Source organism: Streptomyces sp. NPDC049887, from assembly GCF_040656535.1.
Classification (GTDB): Bacteria; Actinomycetota; Actinomycetes; order Streptomycetales; family Streptomycetaceae; genus Streptomyces.
On the sequence record NZ_JBFAMM010000001.1, the window covers coordinates 254848 to 274419 of the forward strand.

Here is a 19572-nt window from a genome sequence, read left to right on the forward strand (position 1 = left end):
CCGCCTCTCCGCGTCGCTGGGGGGTGGGGTCGTCCGCCGCGGCGTTTTGTTGGCTCCCTGCGGGGGGGGGGGGGGGGGGGGGGGGCGGCCGGCCCCCCCCCCCCCCCCCCGCCCCGCTCTTATTACTGCTCTGTGTTACGCCGGTTGGCGATCGTGTCGGTGGAGGTGGCTCCGGCCCAGACGCGGACGCTGTCGATCGTCCCGGGGAAGTAGCGCGAGGCAGCGCCGTTGATCTTCGCCCGGCCGATCTCGAAGGCTCCGCTGCCCTGCCACGGTGCCGAGTACGGCACCCCGCCCTCGTCGCCCATCAGGGCGCTGTCGACGTAGAGCTTGAGCACGCCGAGCTTGGAGGTGTCGTCGGGGTCAGCTGCCGCCTGGGCGTCGTAAACGACCGTCAGCATGACCGGGACACCCAACTGGCCCGTGGTGAACGCGGTGGATTCGCTCTCGGTCCAGACCGCTCCGGTACCGTCCTTGTCAGGACGGCCGAACGTCCACCGTCCCTGGGTGCTGCCGGTCGGCTGCTCGTACCAGACACCCCAAGAGGACTGGCTCGTCCCCGACTGTCCGAACACCTGCACCGCGTACGACTTGCTGGTGTCGGCCAGCTTGGCAGGGTCCAGCGTCACCCAGGCGGTCGCGGTGAACGAACCGGAGTCGTCGACGACCGGACCGGCGGCAGTGGCATACGCACTGGTGCCGTTCAGGGTCATCGACTGCGTGGTCGTGACCTCTTCGCCGATCTCCGGATCCCCAGTGGTGGCCTGGGTGAGTGCGGCCCCGCTAAGGGTGAGGTTCCGGGCGAAGCCGCTGGTGTCCTTCACCGTGGTGCCGGTCGCGTTGGCCATGTCCGTCGCGTCCCACTTGGCGACGAGCGCCGGGACGGGGTCGCCGGCGGTGCCATCGCTGATGTCCTCGTCCTCCAGCCAGGCGTCGTGGGCGATTTCGGTGTCCGCGAGCGCGCGGGACCAGACCTTCACCTCGTCGATGGTTCCGGCGAAGTTCTCCTTGCCGGTCGCCGACGCCCACAGTCGCCCGACCTGCACGCCTCCGGACGCCTTCCACGGGGTGGCCGTGAAGGGAACCCGGTCACCCTGGGGGACGCCGTTGACGTAGAGCTGGAGGGTCTGCGCTGCCGCGTCGTAGACGCCCGCCAGGTGGGTCCAAACGTTCAGGACCGGCGGCTTGGTGCCGATCGAGCGGGTGATCGCGGGGCCTGAGACATCCGTTTGGTGGCGGTTGAAGACCCAGGCGTTGTAGGCGGTTGAGTAGTACAGCTGAAAACCGGAGGCGTTGGTCCCCGCCTGCGACAGGACGGTGTAGTTGACGTCCTTCTTCACCAGACGTGCCCAGGACGAGACGGTGAAGGACCTGGTGGTGTCCAGGACCGCGCCGGAGGTGGACAGGTAGGCGGTCGTACCGTTGAACTTCGCTGCGCCGGAGCCGCTGCGGGCCAGGGTGTCCCAGGTCGCCCCGGAGGAGGTCAGCGGGTGCTGGGTGGCGGTGGTGGCGTCCGTGAGGTTGTTGTCCAGGTGCCAGATCCCCGAGGGATGCTCGGCGCCCTTCACCAGGAAGCTGTAGTAGCCGGTGAGCGAGCTGTGTCCGGCAGCGTCGTAGCCCCAAACCTGGATCGTGTTCTCACCCGCCTGGTCCGGGGTGATCGTCCGGGTCGTGGCCGCGCCCTGGGCGACGGGGATCGGAGGGGACACCGCGCCGCTGTTCAGCCTCCACTTGTAGCTGACGACGTCCGACTGGATGCCGGCCGTGGTGGGGTTGGTGTCCGCAGGGGTGAAGGTGAACTGGCCCGGCGTGCCCACCCCGCCCGCGGCCGGATCGGTCTCAGCCGGCTGGTAGACGCCGTCCGCGCTGGTGACCAACGGTGGCGGCGGCGAATCGGTGTCGACCCGGAAGTAGCACCAGGACGACCAGGCCGAGTCCAGGACACCGGTGGCACCCCGGTCCGTCTTGTAGTAGGCCTGCGTCTTGACCCGCATCCGGTAGTCCGTCTGTGCCGCCAGCGTGCTGGTGGACACGTCGCGGACGGCGTTGTCGGCAACCCACGCGCTGCCTGGCGAAGCCGCGTACCAGACTCGGCTGGAGCCGTCGGCCTTCCACACCTCGAACATGGCGCGCAGCTGGGCCTGACTGCCGTCGACCGACTGGACCGTACCCAGCATCTTCGGCGTGGTGTCGCTGGTGGCGAAGGGCAGGGTGGAGGCGTTGCAGGCCCGGCCGGTGGTGCCCTGCTGGACGCCGTACGAAGTCGGCTTGTCCGGGTAGGAGACGTACGTCACCGACAGCTTCGCGTCATTGCGGAACCGCGCCCAGGAGGCAGCGTTGGACTCGTCGTGCGCGGTGAGGGAGAAGGTGATCTGCGCGGCCTTGTTCGCGGCGTGGGAAGCGAGGGTCGGCGTGAGGTTCTCGTTGGTCTCCTCACCGACGTTGTCGCTGAAGCGCACCCAATTGGCCGGCTGCGACGGGCTGCACAGACCGCCGCGGCCGTAGGACACATGCCGGTCTCCCATCAGGTCGTCCGCGGTGGGCCGGGTCGACCAGGTGGTGCTGGATGAAATGCCCTTGGTGACGTGACTGAGGTCGTACCACTGCGGATCGCAGGTGAACGACCACACCATGTACACCTCGAACGTGGCGTCGAGGATCTTCTTACCGTGGATCGAGGATAGTGGGTACTCGAAGTACATGCGCTGGGTGTAGGGGCTGCTGGAGCAGAGGTAACCGGCGTAGTTGGAGCAGCGCCCCACGCCCTTGTCCCCGCTGAACTCCCAGAACTTGTCGCCGTCGGAGGAGAGGGCGGTCCAGTCGCCCAGCGTGACGCCCTTGGTGGGCGGGTCGATGTACAACGGGAAGACGGTGTCCTCGCCGTGCAGCAGGTCCGGGTCGGGCGTGATCTCCAGCGCGGTGCCGGTGACCTTGAGCGGGAGTTCGGCTTCCGCGTCACCGCTGCCGGGACCCTCCGCGGGGGCTGGTTCGCCCTGGGCGGCGGGCAGCGGGGTCGTGGTCGTCGCCGACGGGACGGGCGTTACTCCGCTCGCGGCCATGGTACTCGCCGTCACCGGGGCGGTGCGGGCGTGCTGGGTGGCGGCGCCCGCCGGCTCCGGGGTGTCACCAGCGGAGTCCCACATGCGGCCCGCCGGGCTCTCGAAGACTGGGGTGCCGTCGCCTTCACGGGCGACGAAGCCGCCGTCGGCCGTCGCGGCGATGTCAAGGTCGCCGGAGACCGTCATTCTGATCGTCTCAAGCGCCGGGTTCTTCGCCGCCTGAGCGGTCTTGACCACGAGCACCGAGGTGTATCCGGAGCTCAGCGCGGTCAGCCGCAGGTCGACATCGGGCAGGACTTCGGGGTACGTGGCGGTGGCGCCGTCGAGCCGGGGCTCGGGGAGCGTGGTCGGCCAGCCGAGCCGCAGCTCGTGCCCTCCATCCTCCAGCGTGACGAGCCCGTCGCCGCTGCCTCCACCCGAGAAGGTGACGTCGGCAGTTGTGTTCTTCGCCCGTATGGAACCGTCGGCCTCACGCGCGAGGGTGGTGTCGATGGGCGCCCAGGTGCCGCCGTCCTTGAGGGCACGGGCCGGGGCGGCATTCATCTCCTGGGTGAAGGTGCCGTCCGGGTTGGCGAAGACTTGGGACGACTCGGTGGTGACGGCGTCCACGGCCACACGCTGACCGGTCTTCGCCGCGAGAGCGCTGGCCTCCGACTCGGGAGTGCTGTCGGCCGCTGGCGCGGCCGGCCCGCCGGCGGTGAGCGCCTGCGTCGCCGCCACGGCGCCGGCCGCCGGAATCAGACCCCCCAGGAGCGCGACGACTGTCACCCCGCTCCGCACCACCTGACGCCAGCCGTGCCGCCGTTGTCGCGTGAACACGCCCACCCCGTTCTTAAATTTCCCCTACAAACAACTGTGAAGATCATGTGTAAGGAGAGTGCGCCGGTCAATGGTGTCACGTGTCACATCAAGCCGCTCCCTAACAGATCGCCGAACATGCGCTTCGAGCCGACAGCGCACCCAGGCCAGGACCTCCCGCTCTTGGAGCCGCGTGATCGCCTCGATCCGCGCTCCACAAGGCGATGCCCCACTGGTGGTCGGCAGGGGTACCGACAGGGCCGTCGTGAGCCCGGCCCCCGCCGCGCCGTCAGGTGGGCCGCAGGGCGCCAGTCGCAGTTCGCTTCTTTCAACTGCCAGACACAAGCTTGCCGTTTGGGGTCTGGGACGTCTGGCGTTGCCTACGATGTCTGACGTCGCGCCTGTGGTGTTGCCGGGTTGGGGAGGGCGGACGGACTTCGCCGGCACGGTCGAGACTGCAGCGGCCTCCGGGGTGCGCACGGCCGTTGACTTCTACGCTCGCAAGGCCGACCGCCTCCAACGCTGTCAGCGTGAACTGGGAGCCGAACTCGCTTCTGTCCAAGCAGAGTTGTTGAAGGCGCGGACGGCTCACGTTCAGCTCTCTGACGCCCTCGACGAGATCCTCGCCAGGCACCGCGCCCCAGCCACCAGCACCACGGCAGACGGAACACCCCGCGCAGACCGGATGATCATCGCCACCCACCGCAGACCGCTGAACCGCAAGAACCGAACACGACCACTGGCAGCCCCGGCACCCCCGTGGCTGCCAGTGGTGCGCGCACCACTGAAAAGCGGGACATCATCACGGCCACGCTCCGCGTCCGCCGCCATCCACCACCCAGAACAGCCTCGAACAGGCCCCGGAAACGACAAAGATCCCGACCGATCATGAAGATCGGCGGGGTCTCGTCAACCGCTCCTGAGTGAACTCAAGAACAGTCGTGTTGTGGGGTGTTCACCAGTGCCTCTGACCAGGCGGGACAGAAGCGGTTGTAGATCGCTTCCCAGTTACCCGAAGATCGTTCCCCGCTGCCGGGGGCAGCCACTCGTGCCCCGCCGCAGGGACCGCCACCTGCACCTCGGCCCGCTCCTGCCGCAGCAGCGCACCCCGCAGGACCACTCCACGCGGACCGGGGACGCGACCGCACCTTGATCCCTTCAGTCCCGTGCCTGTTCAATCTGCAGATGACTGAGACGGCTGTCGACCTTGGCACCGTCACCGCGCCCTCCGGGATGCTCGTGCTGGGGATGGCGGGCTGGATCGACTACTGGCCGCACGTGGGCCGACCGCTGTCCGAGCGGGCCCGGATCGTAGTAGCCACCGGCGGCGGGCACTTGCACGGCCCCGAGGACAGTGAGCCATCTGCTTGGATGTGCGAGGCGATCGCTGTAGCAGCCGCCGCGGACCGGCCCCTGCAGGTTCGGGCCCAGACATCGGCCTCGCCCTTCGACGGGGAACCGACGATCGCCGTCCTGGAGGTCGACCTCGGCCGGCCCTGGGCCGGCTCCACCGGCCTGGACGGACAGTCCACCGACGGCCTGGCGGACGTTACCTACTGGGGCAAGTACGAAGAAGCCGTCCATGCGCAGTTCGGCGGTGACCGCATCCCGCAGCACCCCAGCGGACACGGGCCGCGCGGGTGGCTCGACCTCCCCCTGGTCGAGGCCGAAGCGGTCGCCGAACAGCTCCGAACCTGGACCCGAGAAGGCCCCGGCAACGGGCTGATGGTCTCCGTCGACGCCCACACCGACTTCCACCGATTCAACCGAACCAGCTGGAGCCACCCGCTGCTGGCGGGTGCCATCGACCTCGACGGATGCCCGATTCTCGGTCTCGGCTGGGATCCCGGGGGACCACTCCATACGCCACCACGGAGAACGGGCCCACGGACAGGCCTACCCCGCCACCCTCGAAGCGCGCGCAGGCGAAACAGTACTGCGCTGGACCATCCCGCCGTACGACCCTGACCTGTGAACCACCCCCGCCGTGAAGGGTGCCCGGAGAACCCAGTTGAGCCGGACAGTTCAGCCCGGCACACTCGCCCGATGAGCCACAGCACACAGCCGGGCCGCTGGGACGGGCCCTGGTACCGGGTTCGCACTGAGCACTTCGAAGCCGCTTTCCTGCCGAACTCCGGCGAGGATCTGGAATCCGTGGACAATATCGACGTCTTCGTGGACCTGAAGGACGGATCCCGCTGGAGCGCGACCATCATCACCCTCGGACAAGTCGAGGCCATCATGGCGAGGTCGGCCGAAAGCGGGGAAGCCCTGGGAGGCCGCTACTTCTGGTGCTCGGACGGTCTGATCGTCCGCGATCCCGGCATCAGCAACATGACCCAGGTACTCACCGGTCTGATCGAGTCCGACGAGTTCACGCATGTCCTTCACCGCCTCGACGTCTGACCCGGCACGATGTACCGCGTCCTTGAACGCCACCAGGCCCCAGCCGCAGCGCCTTCGACCTCCGGCGGGCAGTGACGTGCTGCCATACGTCTATCAGGTCACCAAGTACGACCCTGCCGACCGCGATCAGCACGGCCACTACGTCGGCGTCGAGCCTGCGACCAGTGACCACGGATCGGTCGAAACCGCATACCTGCAGGCCGTCGCCGCCTTCGCCGAAGAAGCCGGTGTCGACCAGTTGACCATCCGCGAGCCGCAGATCGGCGGTTTCGCCCACTTCGGCTTGGAGCCACCGGTCGACGGCTACGGCCTGGCCGACCTCTTCCCAGCCGGCCCCACCGGGTTCCACGACGGTGCCCTGGTACCGATGGCCACCGGGCTGGAACTCGTCCGGGCCATGCTCCGCGACAACTGCGCCTGGTGCCGTCTGGAGGCTGAGGGAGCATTCACCGTGCACGTCGGCTGGGACCAGTACCTCTATATCGGCAGCAGCCGCCCCTGCGAAGCGGCGCTGGCCCGCACCCGCTCGCTCGGACTCTTCCCGGAACGCCTGCACGCATCGCCGTACGACTTCGCCCCCGATGACCCAGAGCACGTACAGCGCCCGGCCGACGCCGACTTCTGGGCCCGTCTGCACTGGACGGTCAGCGCCCACCGCGCCACGTTCCTGGAGGAGACCCACGCCGCGAACGCCTCCCGCTGGCACCGTCTCACTCGCGACAACATCGAGGCAGTGCGCTCCCAACTGGCCCCTCGCGCCCAACTGGCGGTCTGGCCGGACCTGCTCACCGACGTCGACGTGGCCATTGCCGCTCTACCCGACGAAGGCTTGGTGGAGATCGTCTGGGAGAACCAGGACGAGCAGATCACCAGCACGGTCGTGGACGAGACCCGGTTCGAGGCAGTGATCTCCCATCTGGCCAGCGCGCATGCTGCCGGCGTCGTATCCATGTATGCCGGTGAAGGTCTCCCGCTGTTCACCGCTGTACTGCCCGACAGGGACGGCGTTCTCCGCGCACGCTGGCAGACCGAACCAACGCCCAGCGACCGGGACTGGGCCTTCCTGAAGACCCTGCGGCGCGGCCAGGTCGTCACCGGCACGGTGACGACCATCGCCAGCTTCGGCGTCACCTTCGTGGACATCGGCGGCTTCACCGCGATGATCAATATTCCGGAGCTGTCCTGGCGTCCCTTCAACCAGCCGTCCGACGTCGTGAGCGTCGGCCAAAAGATCACGGCCGAGGTTCTCGACGTCGACATGGTCCGGGAGCGGGTGCCGCTGTCACTCCGAGCAGTGCAGGAAGACCCGTGGCGGCAGGTCGCACAGCGAATCGGGCAGGTGGTCACGGGACCGGTCACCAAGATCGTCCCGTTCGGCCTCTTCGTCCGCATCGAAGACCGAGAGGACGGCTTCTGGGGGCTGGTACACACCAGCGAGCTGGATGAATCGTCCGGGAACGACATCGAGGTCGGTGACGCCCTCACTGTGAAGATCATCGACGTCGATATCGTACGCCGTCGCATTGCCTTGTCGCATACCCAGACCCGCACCAGCCGCTCTGAGGGCGACAGTAAGGACGGATCGGCATGAGGACAGGAGGCCGAGATCGACCGGGAGCCGCGCTTCTCACGGCCAGGGCGTTCACCGAGATCCGCCATCTGGCCGGAGGCGCGCAGCACGCGGCGCAGGACAACTCCCCTGACGAGGCTCTGGAACGCATCAGATTCCTGGCCAACTTGAGCCACAATCTTCCGGGCGTCGCACGGCCAACCCCCAGGAAGCCGTCCCGTCGGGGCAAGTCCCCCGGGAGCTTCGATCAGGCGATGGCCGAACGACCGATGAGCTGGGTCTGGAACACCGCCGGCCCGGAGGCGCGGGCATGGATGCTGCGTCACATCGAACAGGCAGGACGAACCTGGACGCCACCCCCGCCACTGCCTGAATCCCGCAAGGACCCGTCCCCGAGGACGCCGCAGCAATGGGCCAGCTTTCTGCTCAGGCGCTGGCCTGTCAAGGCCCCAGCCGGGCGCCAGCCACTGCCTCCGGTGGCGAACGTTCTCAAGGTCCTCGACACCGAAGCGATCTGCGCCCTGCACGACGAGGCCCGACGGCTCCGGCTCGGCCTGAGTGGAAGCGCAGCATGGCTCCGGGCCCACCTGGCCCCCGACGCCATCCACTATCTGCTCCCGGACCCGGCCCACTACTACTGGCCCGGCACTCCAGACGGTCGAGGCGGCAAGATCGACTGGTGGCAGTGCACCACGCTGCTGCAGATGTACAACGGAGAGCAGGTCAGCGGCCTGGTCGCCGTACGCCCGGAGACCTTCACAGCGTTGCCCTCGACTCTGCCCCGCAAAGCCCAGTTGCGACTCGTCCACCGCGTCCGCTCCATCGAGCGAGACACTTCCCTTTGGGACCGAGACCACAAGGCCGAATGCGCCGCAACTTTGCGGCTACGTCCCCGAGGCGAACGACGACGCTTCGACGACCACATGACCGCCGACCATGGCGGGCAATGGGATCGATCGTCAGCCGCAGCTAGACCATAGAGACAGCCTCAGGAAAGCAGGGCCGATATGGAGTGGAGTCAGGGTGGCTGCGCAAGGCAGAGTGGGACGGTGAGTGAACTGTGGGCGCATGCCCTGACGTGGGCAGATGTGGATCCGGCTCGGCATTCGTTCGAGATGGACGCCGATGTGGCGGAGGAGTTGGCGGGCCTTGTCATGCCCTTGCTGCCCAACGCTGAAGTCGCTCGCGAGGATCGCTGGCGTTCGCTGGGTCCCGTCACCGAGTTCCTGACGGGCAGGTACGGCCGGTGGGCCTGCGGATGGAACTGGTCGGTTGGCGAGGGTGACGTCGACGGAGGCGTCGTTAAGGTGTGGTGCTGTTCGTCCGACTCTGTGACGACCCCGGATGCGACTGCCCGGCTGGTTGTTGAGGCCCTTCTGGAATGGCGTGGCTGGCTGGAGGAACTGGCGGAGCGGTTTGCGGCCCTGACTCCGCCGGGGAACACCCCGGTGTCTTCGGCGGACCTCTGGCACTGGGAGCGAGCGTGCGCGCGCCTGGTCACCGTCGTGGCTGACCGTACCCAGGCCGAGAGCGGCTGGTACGGGCACTGCATGCAGGTCCTCGGCTGGTTCCTCGCCTACAGCGGCGTCGACGAGGGCCAGGCCCAGGAGATCGTCAAGAACGCGGTCGGCGGCCGGTTCGGCAGTTGGATCGCACCTGACGTTCCGGTGGTCGACGCGGTGAGCTCGCGGTTCGCCAGAGGCGTGGGCGAAATCAGATGACTTCCGGGCCCGGCCAGCCGAAGGACAGCCTTGCCGACTGGCTGCGCATCCGGCCGGAAATCTCCTGGCCATCCTGGCGTGGTGCGCGCCCCGTCTCCGGGGCACCGGCCCCTGACGGTTTCCGGAGCTTCTTCAGGGCAACGCGAGGCGGACGTGACAGCGAGGGAACCGCGCGGGCCCTGACCGCCCTCGACCGGGCCTTCGCCGACGCGGAGCAGGGCCAGCCGCTGACTTTCGCCCTCATGGCAAAGTGGCAGCGGATCGTGCTGGGCCACGGCATCGTCGGTTTCCGCGCGGTGCCGGCCTTCGCGAAGGGCGGACGGGAGCGCTATGGCCTGGCACCCGATACGCAGAAGCGATTCGAGCGCTGTCTGTCCGAGAGCGCTCAACCGGATCTGCCCGTCCCCTCACGCGCTGCCCGGACCTACCTCGACATCCTCTTCTTCCATCCGTTCGAGGACGGCAACGCGCGCGCGGCGATGCTGGCGTTGGCCTTCGTCTTGGCACGGGAAGGCGTCCTCCTCGACCAGGTGCACCCACTGCAGACCATCCGCTGCGCCGATGACGCCGAAGGTGCGGCCGATCTGGCGGAGCTGCTCGGAATCCTGATCTCCGCGGCGGAGCGGCGTCTGTCCCACGGGAGGCAAGCATGAACGAACGCGACGTCCTGATCAACGAGCTCGCGCAGGGGCTGCGCCCGATGTCCCACGGCATCGAATGGTTCGACGGCCTCGGCCTGGAAGAGCAGTCCGAGGTGCTGCTGTTCCTGCGCCATCACTGCGTCCAGGCGCGCGCCGTCGCTGAGGATGCACCGGAGAGCATCCGCCGTGCCGGGCTGATCCCGACGCATACGCCCGCCGTGCTGATCTCACGAGGCCGGATCGACGAGCAACTGGGAAAGATCGCCGGTCTCGCGCCTCTCGACGAACGCCGCAAGGCGTTCCGGCTGCTGATCGCAGTGCTCTCGATCGCCGACGCGCGGCGCCGCGAGCGCTTCTGCTCTGGCGGCTGCAGTCACTGGTGGCACAGGCTGTCCGCCGTCGCCTGAAAACCCAGCACCGCACCTCTGAAGGCCAGTTCCCAGTTGAGCGTTTTCGTCGGACCGGATCAGTCCCACCAGAAGTCCCAGTGATGGGCACTGGTGATCCGCTCGGCGTATGCGGCCAGCGTGTACGGCCTGCTGCCCTGCCAGATGTTGTCCGGGCAGAAGGCGAAGTGCTCGGCCGCGACCAGGAGAGCCTCGTGCTCGTCCACCGGTGGCGCGGCGACGCTGAGGTGCAGCGTGGAGAACCCGACCGCGACGACACGAGCACCGAACCGGTGTTCCCAGTCACGGAGGACCGCGGAGAACTTCGCGGTGTCGTTGTCGTAGTTGCAGGGTCCGGCCCAGCCCACAGCCGTCAACGCCTCCGCACCGGACGCTGCAGCAGCCAGCCCCAGACGTGTCTGCGGGCGGTCGGCGAGGAACGCCTGCGCGAACTCGGCGGCCAGTTGATCGGGGTTCGTCGCCGTCTCCCGGCTGGGCGCGGGGCCGGGACAGGTCTGTCCGAAGGGAGCCGTGACGGCAAAGCGCCTGTCGGTGTCGAGCATGTCGTCGTCTTCGTCGACGGCTGTGTAGGCCGCCCACCACCGGGCGAGGAGGCTGGCAGGGTCGTGGCTTGCCGGGGAGGACATCTGCTCGGGGAAGACCTCCCCGGATCCCCATGGGCGGAATTCGCTGTCGCTCGAATCCAGCGAGTCGAGCAGCAGCGGCCACAGGCCGGAGCGTGTGTGTTCGGCATGCATCCGTGTCCACAGCTCGGCCGTGGCCGGCCCGTCACTGAGCCACAGGGCCTGGATGTCTCCGTCGCCTTCATCGGACGTGACCATCCGGCCGGGCGGAAGGCCCCATCGGGTCTCGCGGTGCATGGGGCGGATGCTGGCGCTGTGACCGGGAGGTATCACTGTGAGGGTCCCATCACTCGATCGCGGAACTGCTGGAAGGCGTGCCAGCCCGTCGTCTGGCCCGGCGTGATCAGGTCCCCTTCGGCGCAGTCGAGCGCCTTGCACCGCAGAGCCTCGGCAAGACGGAGGACGGGCGTCAGCACGTCGTCGCCGGAGCCCCGGATGTGGAGCATGACGGAGTCGACCGGGTCCTCTGAGCCGATGTTGAGCTCGATGGACCATGTGGGGCCGGTAAGTTCACCCCACTCGGGGTCCGAGAGATCGACATCGGGAACGGCCTGGGTGACGGCCGCGAGTACATCGTCTCGCCGGCCGAGTGGGTCCGGGGTGTAGTCGGCGGGGATCTCCTGCACCGAGGTGACGTCGTCGGGCAGGCGTAGGAGGATCACGTCCCAGCTCATGGCGGCCTTCCGGGTTCGAGTAGCGGTTGCGGTGGGTCAGTGCAGGCTGAGCTGGTCTTCGGGCGGCTTGGGCAGGAGCACGTTCTGCAGGCGGCGAACGTTCGCACGCCAGGGTCCGCCGTCCGATTGCGCCCATAGGTCCATCAGCTCGGACGGCTCGCTCATGACCCGGTCGAGGGCGTGCAGGGCGAGGTCGCGTAGACCGGTGAGATCAGGAAGGGGCTCTTCCGGCCCATAGGCCGGATCGGCCGGCTCGCCCCCAGGGCATTGCGCGGCAACGAGGGCAGCCCCAGCCACGGCTTGCTCAGACTCGGGTGCTTCCAGATAGCCTGCGGTATCGATCACATGGGTGAGGATGCTGCGAATCAGGTCCGTGCGCTCGCCTGCGGCTGCCACATCGAGTTCGCCGCAGAAGTCCGCTGCGGTGTCGTTGTCGAAGGGGCCGACGTCCCAAGTACCCATACTCTCTCCCGATCACGATGTTGACCGGGGCATCCTGACAGAGGCCGCTGACAGCACCTGCGCAGTCTGGGGATGCGGATGAGCTGACTGGCATCGCCGTCACCTGGCGCTGCTCCAGGACACGACATTCACCTGCGCCACCGCCCGGATCCGGTGGCCTCCTCCGTCCGCACTCCCACGTCCGATCATGTGGAGGTGGCGGGGATGATGGCGCCGTGACGAACATCAGTGACGACCATGTGAAGGTCCACTTCCGGATGGACATGGACGAAGACGGCTGGCCGCCGGCGAGCGTCGAGAGCCTGTGGGCCGTGGACCTCGGCGACGGCACCGTGCGGCTGGACAACACCCCGTGGTTCGTCCGTGGCGTCGCCGGCGACGACATCATCCGGGTTGAGATCGACGATGAGGGCATCCGCTGGGCTGGAGAGACGGTCCGAGCTTCGGAGAACTGCACGATCCGGCTGATCGTGCTCAAGGACGACGGATCAGCCGCAGCCCGGCAGAGCGGATGGTGTCCCACCGAGTGGTGTAACAGCGATCTCCGCATAGCCCCTGGTCATGGGGCGGCCATCGCGCAACTCTCCGAGTAGCGAAGCTCGTTGAGAGAGGTGACGCGATGGCCTTGTCCCAACATGACTTACTCCGGCTGATGGAGTCACTGCGTACGGCGGACGGAATCGAGTTGATCAGGGTCCTGGCCCAGCGGATCCTGCAGGAACTCATCGAGGCCGAGGCCACCGCCCACATCGGTGCGGAACCCGGTGAGCACACCGAGACTCGCACGACGATGCGCAACGGACACCGGGCGAAACTGCTGACCACGCAGGCCGGGGATCTGGACCTGGCCATACTTCCTCAAGCTCAAGCAGAACGCCGACGCCCGTGGAACCGTGCGCCTGCAATGCCCGGCGGCCGGACCGTCCCCTTCGGTGAACTGTCCACGCCGAGAACGCCTCCGCCCTACTCGACCGACCGCCTCGGGCCCGCCTCAGACCGTGATCAAACTGGCGGATCTCCGCTCCCGCGCCAGCCACGCCTCGGCTCGCCCGACCATCCAGCTCCCTGACAGAGAGTGGACGGACCCTCCCGGCAAGGAGGCGCTGCCCGCCGTCTGCAGGGCCTCCGCGATCAGCGTCCCCGCCGACGCGGCCGGAGACCTGAAGATCGCAAAGTTCCGACAGGACAGTCACTACCTCAGCCCCGCCTGGGACCGGATCTACAAGCCGATCCGCTCCCACAACGAGGGGCTCAACGGTCGTCTCAAGAGCGCCGACATGAACATCGGGAACCCCATGCACCGCCGAGCGCCCGGCCAGGTGGCCCAGACGATCCTCATCGCGATCATGGTGACAATCGGAAACTTGGACATCCTGGAAACCTGGCTCTACGAGCGCACTGGCAGCCGACTCTCCGACGCCGACTTCGAATCCGTTCCAGCTGCCCCAGATCATGACCTGGCGTGCATGCCCACCCCACTCGACATGGGGCGGCATCCGCCGGCCGATCTCTGATCGAGCAGCGTCACAGCCACACATCACGATCGCCAGCCCCGGGTGACCGGGGCCGGTCCGCATGCCTCGGCAACGGCCAGGCGTCTGCCCAGCAACCCGCCAGACCCGATACGCCGCCATCCACCACCCCGAACAGGCTTCGAACGACCCCCGAAACGACGAAGATCCCGCCCGATCTTTCGATCGGACGGGATCTCGTCAACGTCCTTGAGAGCTACTCAAGAACAGTCGTGTTGTGGACCTGAGGGGATTTGAACCCCTGACCCCCTCGATGCGAACGAGGTGCGCTACCAGTCTGCGCCACAGGCCCTTGCAACGAGTGAAACCTTAGCATCCCGATCGGGGTGCTTGGAAATCCGTTCCTCGCTGGTCGGGCGGGGCGGCGTTCCGAAGGTCCGGGCGCCTGCCCGGCCCGGTATCACTCGTTGGCGGCGCGGGGCCGGTCCTCGTCCTCGTACTGGTCGAAGAGCGGGGTGCGGCCGTGCTCGCGGGTGCGGCGCGGCGGGGTGGTGCGCTGCCGCGGCGGTTGCGGGGCGGCGGGAGTGGCCGGATCGGCCGTGGAGGAGCGGGCCGAACTCCAGGTCTCCGGGTCCGTGACATCGATGCCGCTCGTGGCGCGCGGGGCGACCGGCGCGGTGACGTACGTGGGAAGCGGCACCGGGACCGGGTCCCAGCTGTCACCGCGCCCGGGGCCCGGGTCGCGCTGCTGGTCCACCCACTCCGCGTGGTCGGTCTGCTCGACCAGGGCCCGGCGGCCCGCCTCCTGCGGCGAGACCGCGGGCGTCGGCTCGGGCCCGGGCCGTGCCGGGGCAGCCTCGTCCGGCTCCTCGGCGACGGCCGGCCGGCGCCGCACATGGGTCTCGCGCAGCCGCTGCGCAGCGACCTCCGCACGGCGCCTGTCCATCACGTACACGAAGCGGCGCCGCTCCTGGGCGCGCAGGTAGGCGATGTAGGTGCTGAGGAGGACGGCCGGAACCGCCGGCGCCCACAGGAGGCCCAGTCCGCCGACGGCCGCGACGATCGCGCCGACGGTGAAGGCCAGGAAGAGGAGAACGGTGGTGCGCCGGCGCCGGGCCAGGACCTTGGTGCGCCGTGCGCGTTCCGAGGCGGCGGTGCCGCTCGGCTTGGGCGCACGTTCCCTGCGCGCCCCGGCCGGGGCGGGCGGCACGTCCAGCCGCGCCTCGGTCCTGGCCGGGGGCGCGGCGAAGGCCCGTACGTCGACGGAACTCAGTCGGTCCGTCTCGGATTCCGGGTCGGCGTCGGTGGCGGGGTCGTCCTCGGTGGTGCGTTCACGCAGCTCCTTGGCGTACCGGCGCTCCATTCCCGCCCGTCCGGACAGCAGCCGGATGGCGGTGCTGAAGCGTTCCGTCGGACGGGCTTCGTTGAGCTCGTCCTGCCTGCGGAGCCACATCGGCACCAAGTAGGCGGCCCAGGCCCCGACGATGACTGCGTAGATGAGGCCGCTGCTGCTCACGCATCACACCGTAGAGGGATTCGCACGAGGGCATCGGCCAATTGGCCCGGTGTGTCGCACGATCTGGCTGATACCACTGACTTTTTTTGTGATTCTTCAGATCGCCGAGCGATCGAGCGGGGATAGAATTCGAACAGTTATTTTATTTCTCGTGTCGCGCGGGTCGTGCCTGGTGCCAGCGGCGCAGCAGCCCCCCGGGCACCTCCTCCGCCGTGAGCGCGAACACCAGATGGTCCCGCCAGGCGCCGTCGATGTGGAGATAGCGCGGGCGGAGCCCCTCCTCGCGGAATCCGAGTTTCTCCACCACCCTGCGGCTCGGCCCGTTCTCGGGGCGAATGCAGACCTCGATGCGGTGCAGCCCGACGCTTCCGAAGCAGTGGTCGACCGCCAGCGCCACGGCCGTGGGCATCACCCCTCGGCCCGCGACCTCTCGGTCGACCCAGTAGCCGACATGACCCGAGCACATCGAGCCCCAGGTGATGCCGGCGACGGTGAGCTGGCCGACCAGCACGCCCCGGAACTCGACCACGAACGGCAGCATCCGCCCGGCGTGGGCCTCGGCACGCAGATGGCGCACCATCTGGCGGTACGTGGGGCGCTGCGCGACCGGGCCACCCGGGGCCGGCGGCGGCATCGTCGCCTCCCAGGGGCGCAGCCAATCGCGGTTTCGCCGGTTCACTTCCCGCCACGCCCGCTGGTCACGCAGCTTTATCGGGCGGAGGGTGACATCACCGTCCGCCAGGACCACGGGCCACGAGTGAGCGTTCAGCGGGGACTCCCTGGGGAACCCGAGGGGCCCGCGGCGTCGGCCGGCCGCGGGTGGTCGCCGCCGTGAAGCTGGTCCACGGCGTGCGACAGCACTCGCGACAGCACGGCGAGCCCGTCGCGCACACCGCCCGCGGACCCGGGGAGATTGACGATCAGGGTGCGGTCCGCGACCCCGGCGAGGCCCCGGGACAGCGCCGCGGTGGGCACCTTCGCGAGACCGTGCGCGCGGATCGCCTCTGGGATGCCGGGGATCTCGTAGTCGAGGACCCGGGCCGTGGCGTCGGGGGTGCGGTCGGTGGGCGAGATCCCGGTGCCACCGGTGGTGAGGATGACGTCGTACGCCGAGGCCACGCCGTCGCGCAAGGCCGCTTCGACCGGGTCCCCGTCCGGAACGACCCGGGGGCCGTCGACCTGGAAACCCATCCCGGCGAGTCCTTCGGCGAGGAGCGGGCCGCCCTTGTCCTCGTAGACCCCAGCGGCGGCCCGGTTGGAGGCGGTCACAACGAGCGCGCGGCGCGGACGGTGCCCTGGTACGGCTCCCCCGGGCCCCGGGTGCCCGGCGTGGGCGTGACTGTGGACCTCACCGGCGCGCGGGGTCATCGCCGGGCCTCCTCACGGACCCAGTCGCCGGACTTCCCGCCGGTCTTCTCCTCGACCCGGACGTCGGTGATCACCGCCGCCTTGTCGACCGCCTTGACCATGTCGACGACGGTCAGCGCGGCCACGGACACGGCGGTCAGGGCCTCCATCTCCACGCCCGTGCGGTCGGTCGTCCGCACGGTGGCGAGGATCTCGACGGCGTCGTCGGCCACGGAGAGATCCAGCTTCACCCCCGACACCGCGAGCGGATGGCAGAGCGGGATCAGGTCCGGTGTGCGCTTCGCGCCCATGATTCCCGCGATCCGGGCGGTTGCGAGGGCGTCGCCCTTCGGTACCCCCTCGCCACGCAGCAACTCCACGACACGCGGTGAGACGAGGACCCGGCCGCTCGCACGGGCGGTGCGCGCGGTGACGTCCTTCTCCGAGACGTCGACCATACGGGCCGCGCCGGCCTCGTCGATGTGTGTGAGTCCTTGCTGCGCGCTCATGGCTGTGGCTCCCGGTCACTGTGTGGTGAGACACGCTACCGCCACGGCCGCGCGCTCATCCGAGCAGGACCACCTCCGTCTCCGTGCCCGGCTCGACGGAGGTCGTGTCCTCGGGGACGACGATGAGCGCGTTCGCCTGGGCGAGGGCCGCGATCAGATGCGACCCGCTGCCTCCGACGGGGGTGACGGTGCCCTTCTCCGCATCGTAGGCACCTCGCAGGAACTGCCGCTTCCCCTCCGGCGACGTCAACGCCTTGTCCGTGCGGAGCTCCGCGCGCACCTGGGGCCGCCGCACGTCCTGCAGACCCATCAGGGTGCGGATCGCTGGACGGACGAACAGCTCGAACGACACGTAGGAGGAGACGGGATTGCCCGGCAGGGCGAGCAGCGGCGTGTGATCGGGGCCGATGGAGCCGAAGCCCTGGGGCTTGCCCGGCTGCATGGCCAGCTTGCGGAAGTCGACCCCGCCGCCGGGCTCGTCCTCGTCGCCCACGGAGGAGAGCGCCTCCTTGACCACGTCGTACGCGCCGACGCTGACCCCGCCGGTGGTGACGATCAGATCGGCGCGGATGAGCTGGTCCTCGATGGTGGCGCGCAGTTCGTCGGCGTCGTCGGTGACCGCGCCCACGCGGTAGGCGATCGCCCCGGCGTCACGGGCGGCGGCGGTGAGCGCGAAGCTGTTCGAGTCGTAGATCCTGCCCTCGCCCAACTCCTCACCGGGCTGGACGAGTTCGCTGCCGGTGGACAGGACGACGACACGCGGGCGGGGGCGCACCCGGACGGCGCCGCGGCCGATCGCGGCCAGCAGACCGATCTGGGGAGGTCCGAGGACCGTGCCCTCGGTCAGGGCGAGGTCCCCCGCTCGGACGTCACTTCCGCGCTCGCGCACATGGGCGCGTGGCTCCACCGGCCGGTGGACCCGCACCTCGCCGGTCGCGCCCTCGGGGGCGGCGCCGGCCGGCCGCATGGCCGTGGCGGCCCCGCCGCCCGTGCCGCCGTCGGTCCACTCGACGGGGACGACGGCCTCGGCGCCGGGCGGGAGCGGGGCCCCGGTCATGATCCGGGCGGCCTGCCCGGGGCCGACGGTACGCGCCTCGTCACTGCCCGCGGCCACGTCCCCGATGACTGTCAGCACGGCGGGGAAGTCCTCGCTCGCACCCGCGACGTCGGCGACGCGGACCGCGTACCCGTCCATCGAGCTGTTGTCGAACGGGGGCAGCGCCACGGGGACGGTGACGTCCTCGACGAGCACGCAGCCCTGAGCGTCGGCCAACGGGAGGTCGATCGGGTCCAGCGGGTGCAGGGCACCGAGGATGTCCTCCAGATGGCCGTCCACCGACCACAGGGCCCGTCCGCCGCCGGGGCCGTCACCGGCCGGGCCGTCGGCGGCCGGGGTGGCGGGGCCTGAGCCGGGTGCTGCCGTGCTGCTCACGTGCTACATCTCCTCGGTGACGTAACGGCGAAGCCAGGCTCGGAAATCCGGGCCCAGGTCTTCACGTTCGCACGCGAGTCTGACAATGGCACGCAGGTAGTCGCCTCGGTCGCCGGTGTCGTAGCGGCGGCCCTTGAAGACGACGCCGTGCACGGGCCCGCCGATCTTCTCGTCGGCGGCGAGTATCTGCAGGGCGTCGGTGAGCTGGATCTCGCCACCCCGGCCCGGCTCGGTCTTGCGGAGTATCTCGAAGACGGCCGGGTCCAGGACGTAGCGGCCGATGATCGCGTAGTTGCTGGGCGCCTCGGCCGGGTCGGGCTTCTCGACCAGTCCCGTGACCCGGACGACGCCGTCCTCGCCGGTGGCCTCCACGGCCGCGCAGCCGTACAGGTGGATCTGGGAGGGCTCGACCTCCATCAGGGCGATCACGCTGCCGCCCTCGCGCTCCTGAATGTCGACCATTCGGGACAGCAGCGGGTCGCGCGGGTCGATCAGGTCGTCACCGAGGAGCACCGCGAAGGGCTGCTCGCCGACGTGCGGGGCGGCGCACAGGACGGCATGGCCGAGGCCCTTGGGGTCGCCCTGGCGCACGTAGTGCATGGTGGCGAGGTCGCTGGACTCCTGGACCTTGGCGAGGCGCTCCGCGTCGCCCTTGCGGCTCAGCGCCTCCTCCAGCTCGTAGTTGCGGTCGAAGTGGTCCTCCAGGGGGCGCTTGTTGCGCCCGGTGACCATGAGAACATCCGAGAGGCCGGCGCCGACCGCCTCCTCGACCACGTACTGGATCGCCGGCTTGTCGACGACAGGCAGCATCTCCTTGGGAGTGGCCTTCGTGGCCGGCAGGAACCGGGTGCCGAGACCTGCGGCGGGGATGACAGCCTTGCTGATCCGGGGGTGCGACTCGCTCATGCGGGCACCATATCCGGTACCTATGGGCG

At 69.1% G+C, this 19572-nt stretch carries 20 protein-coding genes and 1 tRNA gene; 10 read left to right on the forward strand and 11 right to left on the reverse strand.

Features of this window, described 5'->3' with window-relative positions:
- Window positions 1–122: 122 nt before the first annotated feature.
- Window positions 123–3674, reverse strand: a complete 3552-nt coding sequence (locus AB0J10_RS01085; RefSeq protein ID WP_363056827.1) for a LamG-like jellyroll fold domain-containing protein — start codon at window positions 3672–3674, stop codon at window positions 123–125.
- Window positions 3675–5042: 1368 nt separating this feature from the next.
- On the opposite strand from AB0J10_RS01085, the gene AB0J10_RS01090 reads away from it, so the two are divergent.
- The 7 genes from AB0J10_RS01090 to AB0J10_RS01120 all read left to right on the forward strand — a co-directional run bounded on the left by AB0J10_RS01090 (window position 5043) and on the right by AB0J10_RS01120 (window position 10602).
- Entirely contained in the window at window positions 5043–5825 is a 783-nt protein-coding gene (locus tag AB0J10_RS01090) for a hypothetical protein (protein WP_363056438.1), read from the forward strand.
- A gap of 78 nt (window positions 5826–5903) precedes the next feature.
- Complete coding sequence (locus tag AB0J10_RS01095; protein ID WP_363056440.1) at window positions 5904–6263, forward strand: hypothetical protein; 360 nt, start codon at window positions 5904–5906, stop codon at window positions 6261–6263.
- 22 nt (window positions 6264–6285) lie between these two features.
- On the forward strand, window positions 6286–7854 hold the full coding sequence (locus AB0J10_RS01100; RefSeq protein WP_363056442.1) for a S1 RNA-binding domain-containing protein: 1569 nt from the start codon (window positions 6286–6288) through the stop codon (window positions 7852–7854).
- 233 nt (window positions 7855–8087) lie between these two features.
- Complete coding sequence (locus tag AB0J10_RS01105; RefSeq protein ID WP_363056444.1) at window positions 8088–8813, forward strand: hypothetical protein; 726 nt, start codon at window positions 8088–8090, stop codon at window positions 8811–8813.
- A 69-nt stretch (window positions 8814–8882) separates the two neighbouring features.
- Window positions 8883–9554 carry a hypothetical protein gene (locus tag AB0J10_RS01110; RefSeq protein WP_363056446.1) on the forward strand — a complete coding sequence of 224 codons (672 nt, stop codon included), beginning with the start codon at window positions 8883–8885 and terminating at the stop codon, window positions 9552–9554.
- Window positions 9551–10207 carry a Fic family protein gene (locus AB0J10_RS01115; protein WP_363056448.1) on the forward strand — a complete coding sequence of 219 codons (657 nt, stop codon included), beginning with the start codon at window positions 9551–9553 and terminating at the stop codon, window positions 10205–10207. Before AB0J10_RS01110 ends, AB0J10_RS01115 begins: the two co-directional genes overlap by 4 nt.
- Window positions 10204–10602 (forward strand): DUF5958 family protein, encoded by a 399-nt coding sequence (locus AB0J10_RS01120; protein ID WP_363056450.1) that lies wholly within the window; start codon window positions 10204–10206, stop codon window positions 10600–10602. The genes AB0J10_RS01115 and AB0J10_RS01120 overlap by 4 nt, the downstream gene beginning before the upstream one ends.
- 59 nt (window positions 10603–10661) lie before the next feature.
- On the opposite strand, the gene AB0J10_RS01125 is transcribed toward AB0J10_RS01120, so the two are convergent.
- Genes AB0J10_RS01125 through AB0J10_RS01135 form a run of 3 tightly spaced genes read right to left on the reverse strand, consistent with a single transcriptional unit; the run spans window position 10662 to window position 12361 of the window.
- Complete coding sequence (locus AB0J10_RS01125) at window positions 10662–11462, reverse strand: DUF4253 domain-containing protein (RefSeq protein WP_363056452.1); 801 nt, start codon at window positions 11460–11462, stop codon at window positions 10662–10664.
- Window positions 11463–11494: 32 nt separating this feature from the next.
- Complete coding sequence (locus AB0J10_RS01130) at window positions 11495–11899, reverse strand: hypothetical protein (protein ID WP_363056454.1); 405 nt, start codon at window positions 11897–11899, stop codon at window positions 11495–11497.
- 36 nt (window positions 11900–11935) lie between these two features.
- Window positions 11936–12361: a DUF4259 domain-containing protein gene (locus AB0J10_RS01135; RefSeq protein ID WP_363056456.1), complete on the reverse strand. Its 426-nt coding sequence runs from the start codon at window positions 12359–12361 to the stop codon at window positions 11936–11938.
- Between the two features lie 215 nt (window positions 12362–12576).
- Between AB0J10_RS01135 and AB0J10_RS01140 the strand changes: the two genes are divergently transcribed.
- The 3 genes from AB0J10_RS01140 to AB0J10_RS01150 are packed head-to-tail and all read left to right on the forward strand — an operon-like array spanning window position 12577 to window position 13875.
- A complete protein-coding gene (locus tag AB0J10_RS01140; RefSeq protein WP_363056458.1) occupies window positions 12577–12954 on the forward strand; it encodes a DUF4265 domain-containing protein in 378 nt (125 codons plus the stop codon).
- A 59-nt stretch (window positions 12955–13013) separates the two neighbouring features.
- A complete protein-coding gene (locus AB0J10_RS01145) occupies window positions 13014–13430 on the forward strand; it encodes a transposase (RefSeq protein ID WP_363056829.1) in 417 nt (138 codons plus the stop codon).
- Entirely contained in the window at window positions 13360–13875 is a 516-nt protein-coding gene (locus AB0J10_RS01150) for a hypothetical protein (protein WP_363056460.1), read from the forward strand. Before AB0J10_RS01145 ends, AB0J10_RS01150 begins: the two co-directional genes overlap by 71 nt.
- A gap of 236 nt (window positions 13876–14111) precedes the next feature.
- On the opposite strand, the gene AB0J10_RS01155 is transcribed toward AB0J10_RS01150, so the two are convergent.
- The 7 genes from AB0J10_RS01155 to galU form a co-directional block, all read right to left on the reverse strand.
- Window positions 14112–14185: transfer RNA gene (locus AB0J10_RS01155), tRNA-Ala, on the reverse strand.
- 108 nt (window positions 14186–14293) lie between these two features.
- A complete protein-coding gene (locus AB0J10_RS01160) occupies window positions 14294–15349 on the reverse strand; it encodes a hypothetical protein (RefSeq protein WP_363056462.1) in 1056 nt (351 codons plus the stop codon).
- 142 nt (window positions 15350–15491) lie between these two features.
- Window positions 15492–16097 carry a GNAT family protein gene (locus AB0J10_RS01165; RefSeq protein WP_363056464.1) on the reverse strand — a complete coding sequence of 202 codons (606 nt, stop codon included), beginning with the start codon at window positions 16095–16097 and terminating at the stop codon, window positions 15492–15494.
- A gap of 17 nt (window positions 16098–16114) precedes the next feature.
- A complete protein-coding gene (locus tag AB0J10_RS01170; RefSeq protein ID WP_363056466.1) occupies window positions 16115–16717 on the reverse strand; it encodes a MogA/MoaB family molybdenum cofactor biosynthesis protein in 603 nt (200 codons plus the stop codon).
- On the reverse strand, window positions 16714–17205 hold the full coding sequence (moaC, locus tag AB0J10_RS01175; RefSeq protein WP_283298706.1) for a cyclic pyranopterin monophosphate synthase MoaC: 492 nt from the start codon (window positions 17203–17205) through the stop codon (window positions 16714–16716). The genes AB0J10_RS01170 and moaC overlap by 4 nt, the downstream gene beginning before the upstream one ends.
- A 55-nt stretch (window positions 17206–17260) precedes the next feature.
- Complete coding sequence (gene glp / locus AB0J10_RS01180) at window positions 17261–18550, reverse strand: gephyrin-like molybdotransferase Glp (RefSeq protein WP_363056831.1); 1290 nt, start codon at window positions 18548–18550, stop codon at window positions 17261–17263.
- A gap of 90 nt (window positions 18551–18640) precedes the next feature.
- Window positions 18641–19543, reverse strand: coding sequence for a UTP--glucose-1-phosphate uridylyltransferase GalU (gene galU / locus AB0J10_RS01185; protein WP_363056469.1), 903 nt, complete (start codon window positions 19541–19543; stop codon window positions 18641–18643).
- Between the last annotated feature and the right edge of the window lie 29 nt (window positions 19544–19572).

Bases quoted from the DNA above. Each gene is read 5' to 3' on its own strand.
- AB0J10_RS01095 (WP_363056440.1), top strand. From the start codon at position 5,904: ATGAGCCACAGCACACAGCCGGGCCGCTGGGACGGGCCCTGGTACCGG.
- AB0J10_RS01125 (WP_363056452.1), bottom strand. From the start codon at position 11,462: ATGCACCGCGAGACCCGATGGGGCCTTCCGCCCGGCCGGATGGTCACG.
- AB0J10_RS01135 (WP_363056456.1), bottom strand. From the start codon at position 12,361: ATGGGTACTTGGGACGTCGGCCCCTTCGACAACGACACCGCAGCGGAC.
- AB0J10_RS01170 (WP_363056466.1), bottom strand. From the start codon at position 16,717: ATGACCCCGCGCGCCGGTGAGGTCCACAGTCACGCCCACGCCGGGCAC.
- AB0J10_RS01090 (WP_363056438.1), top strand. From the start codon at position 5,043: ATGACTGAGACGGCTGTCGACCTTGGCACCGTCACCGCGCCCTCCGGG.
- moaC (WP_283298706.1), bottom strand. From the start codon at position 17,205: ATGAGCGCGCAGCAAGGACTCACACACATCGACGAGGCCGGCGCGGCC.
- AB0J10_RS01105 (WP_363056444.1), top strand. From the start codon at position 8,088: ATGGCCGAACGACCGATGAGCTGGGTCTGGAACACCGCCGGCCCGGAG.
- AB0J10_RS01120 (WP_363056450.1), top strand. From the start codon at position 10,204: ATGAACGAACGCGACGTCCTGATCAACGAGCTCGCGCAGGGGCTGCGC.
- AB0J10_RS01130 (WP_363056454.1), bottom strand. From the start codon at position 11,899: ATGAGCTGGGACGTGATCCTCCTACGCCTGCCCGACGACGTCACCTCG.
- galU (WP_363056469.1), bottom strand. From the start codon at position 19,543: ATGAGCGAGTCGCACCCCCGGATCAGCAAGGCTGTCATCCCCGCCGCA.
- AB0J10_RS01145 (WP_363056829.1), top strand. From the start codon at position 13,014: ATGGAGTCACTGCGTACGGCGGACGGAATCGAGTTGATCAGGGTCCTG.
- AB0J10_RS01115 (WP_363056448.1), top strand. From the start codon at position 9,551: ATGACTTCCGGGCCCGGCCAGCCGAAGGACAGCCTTGCCGACTGGCTG.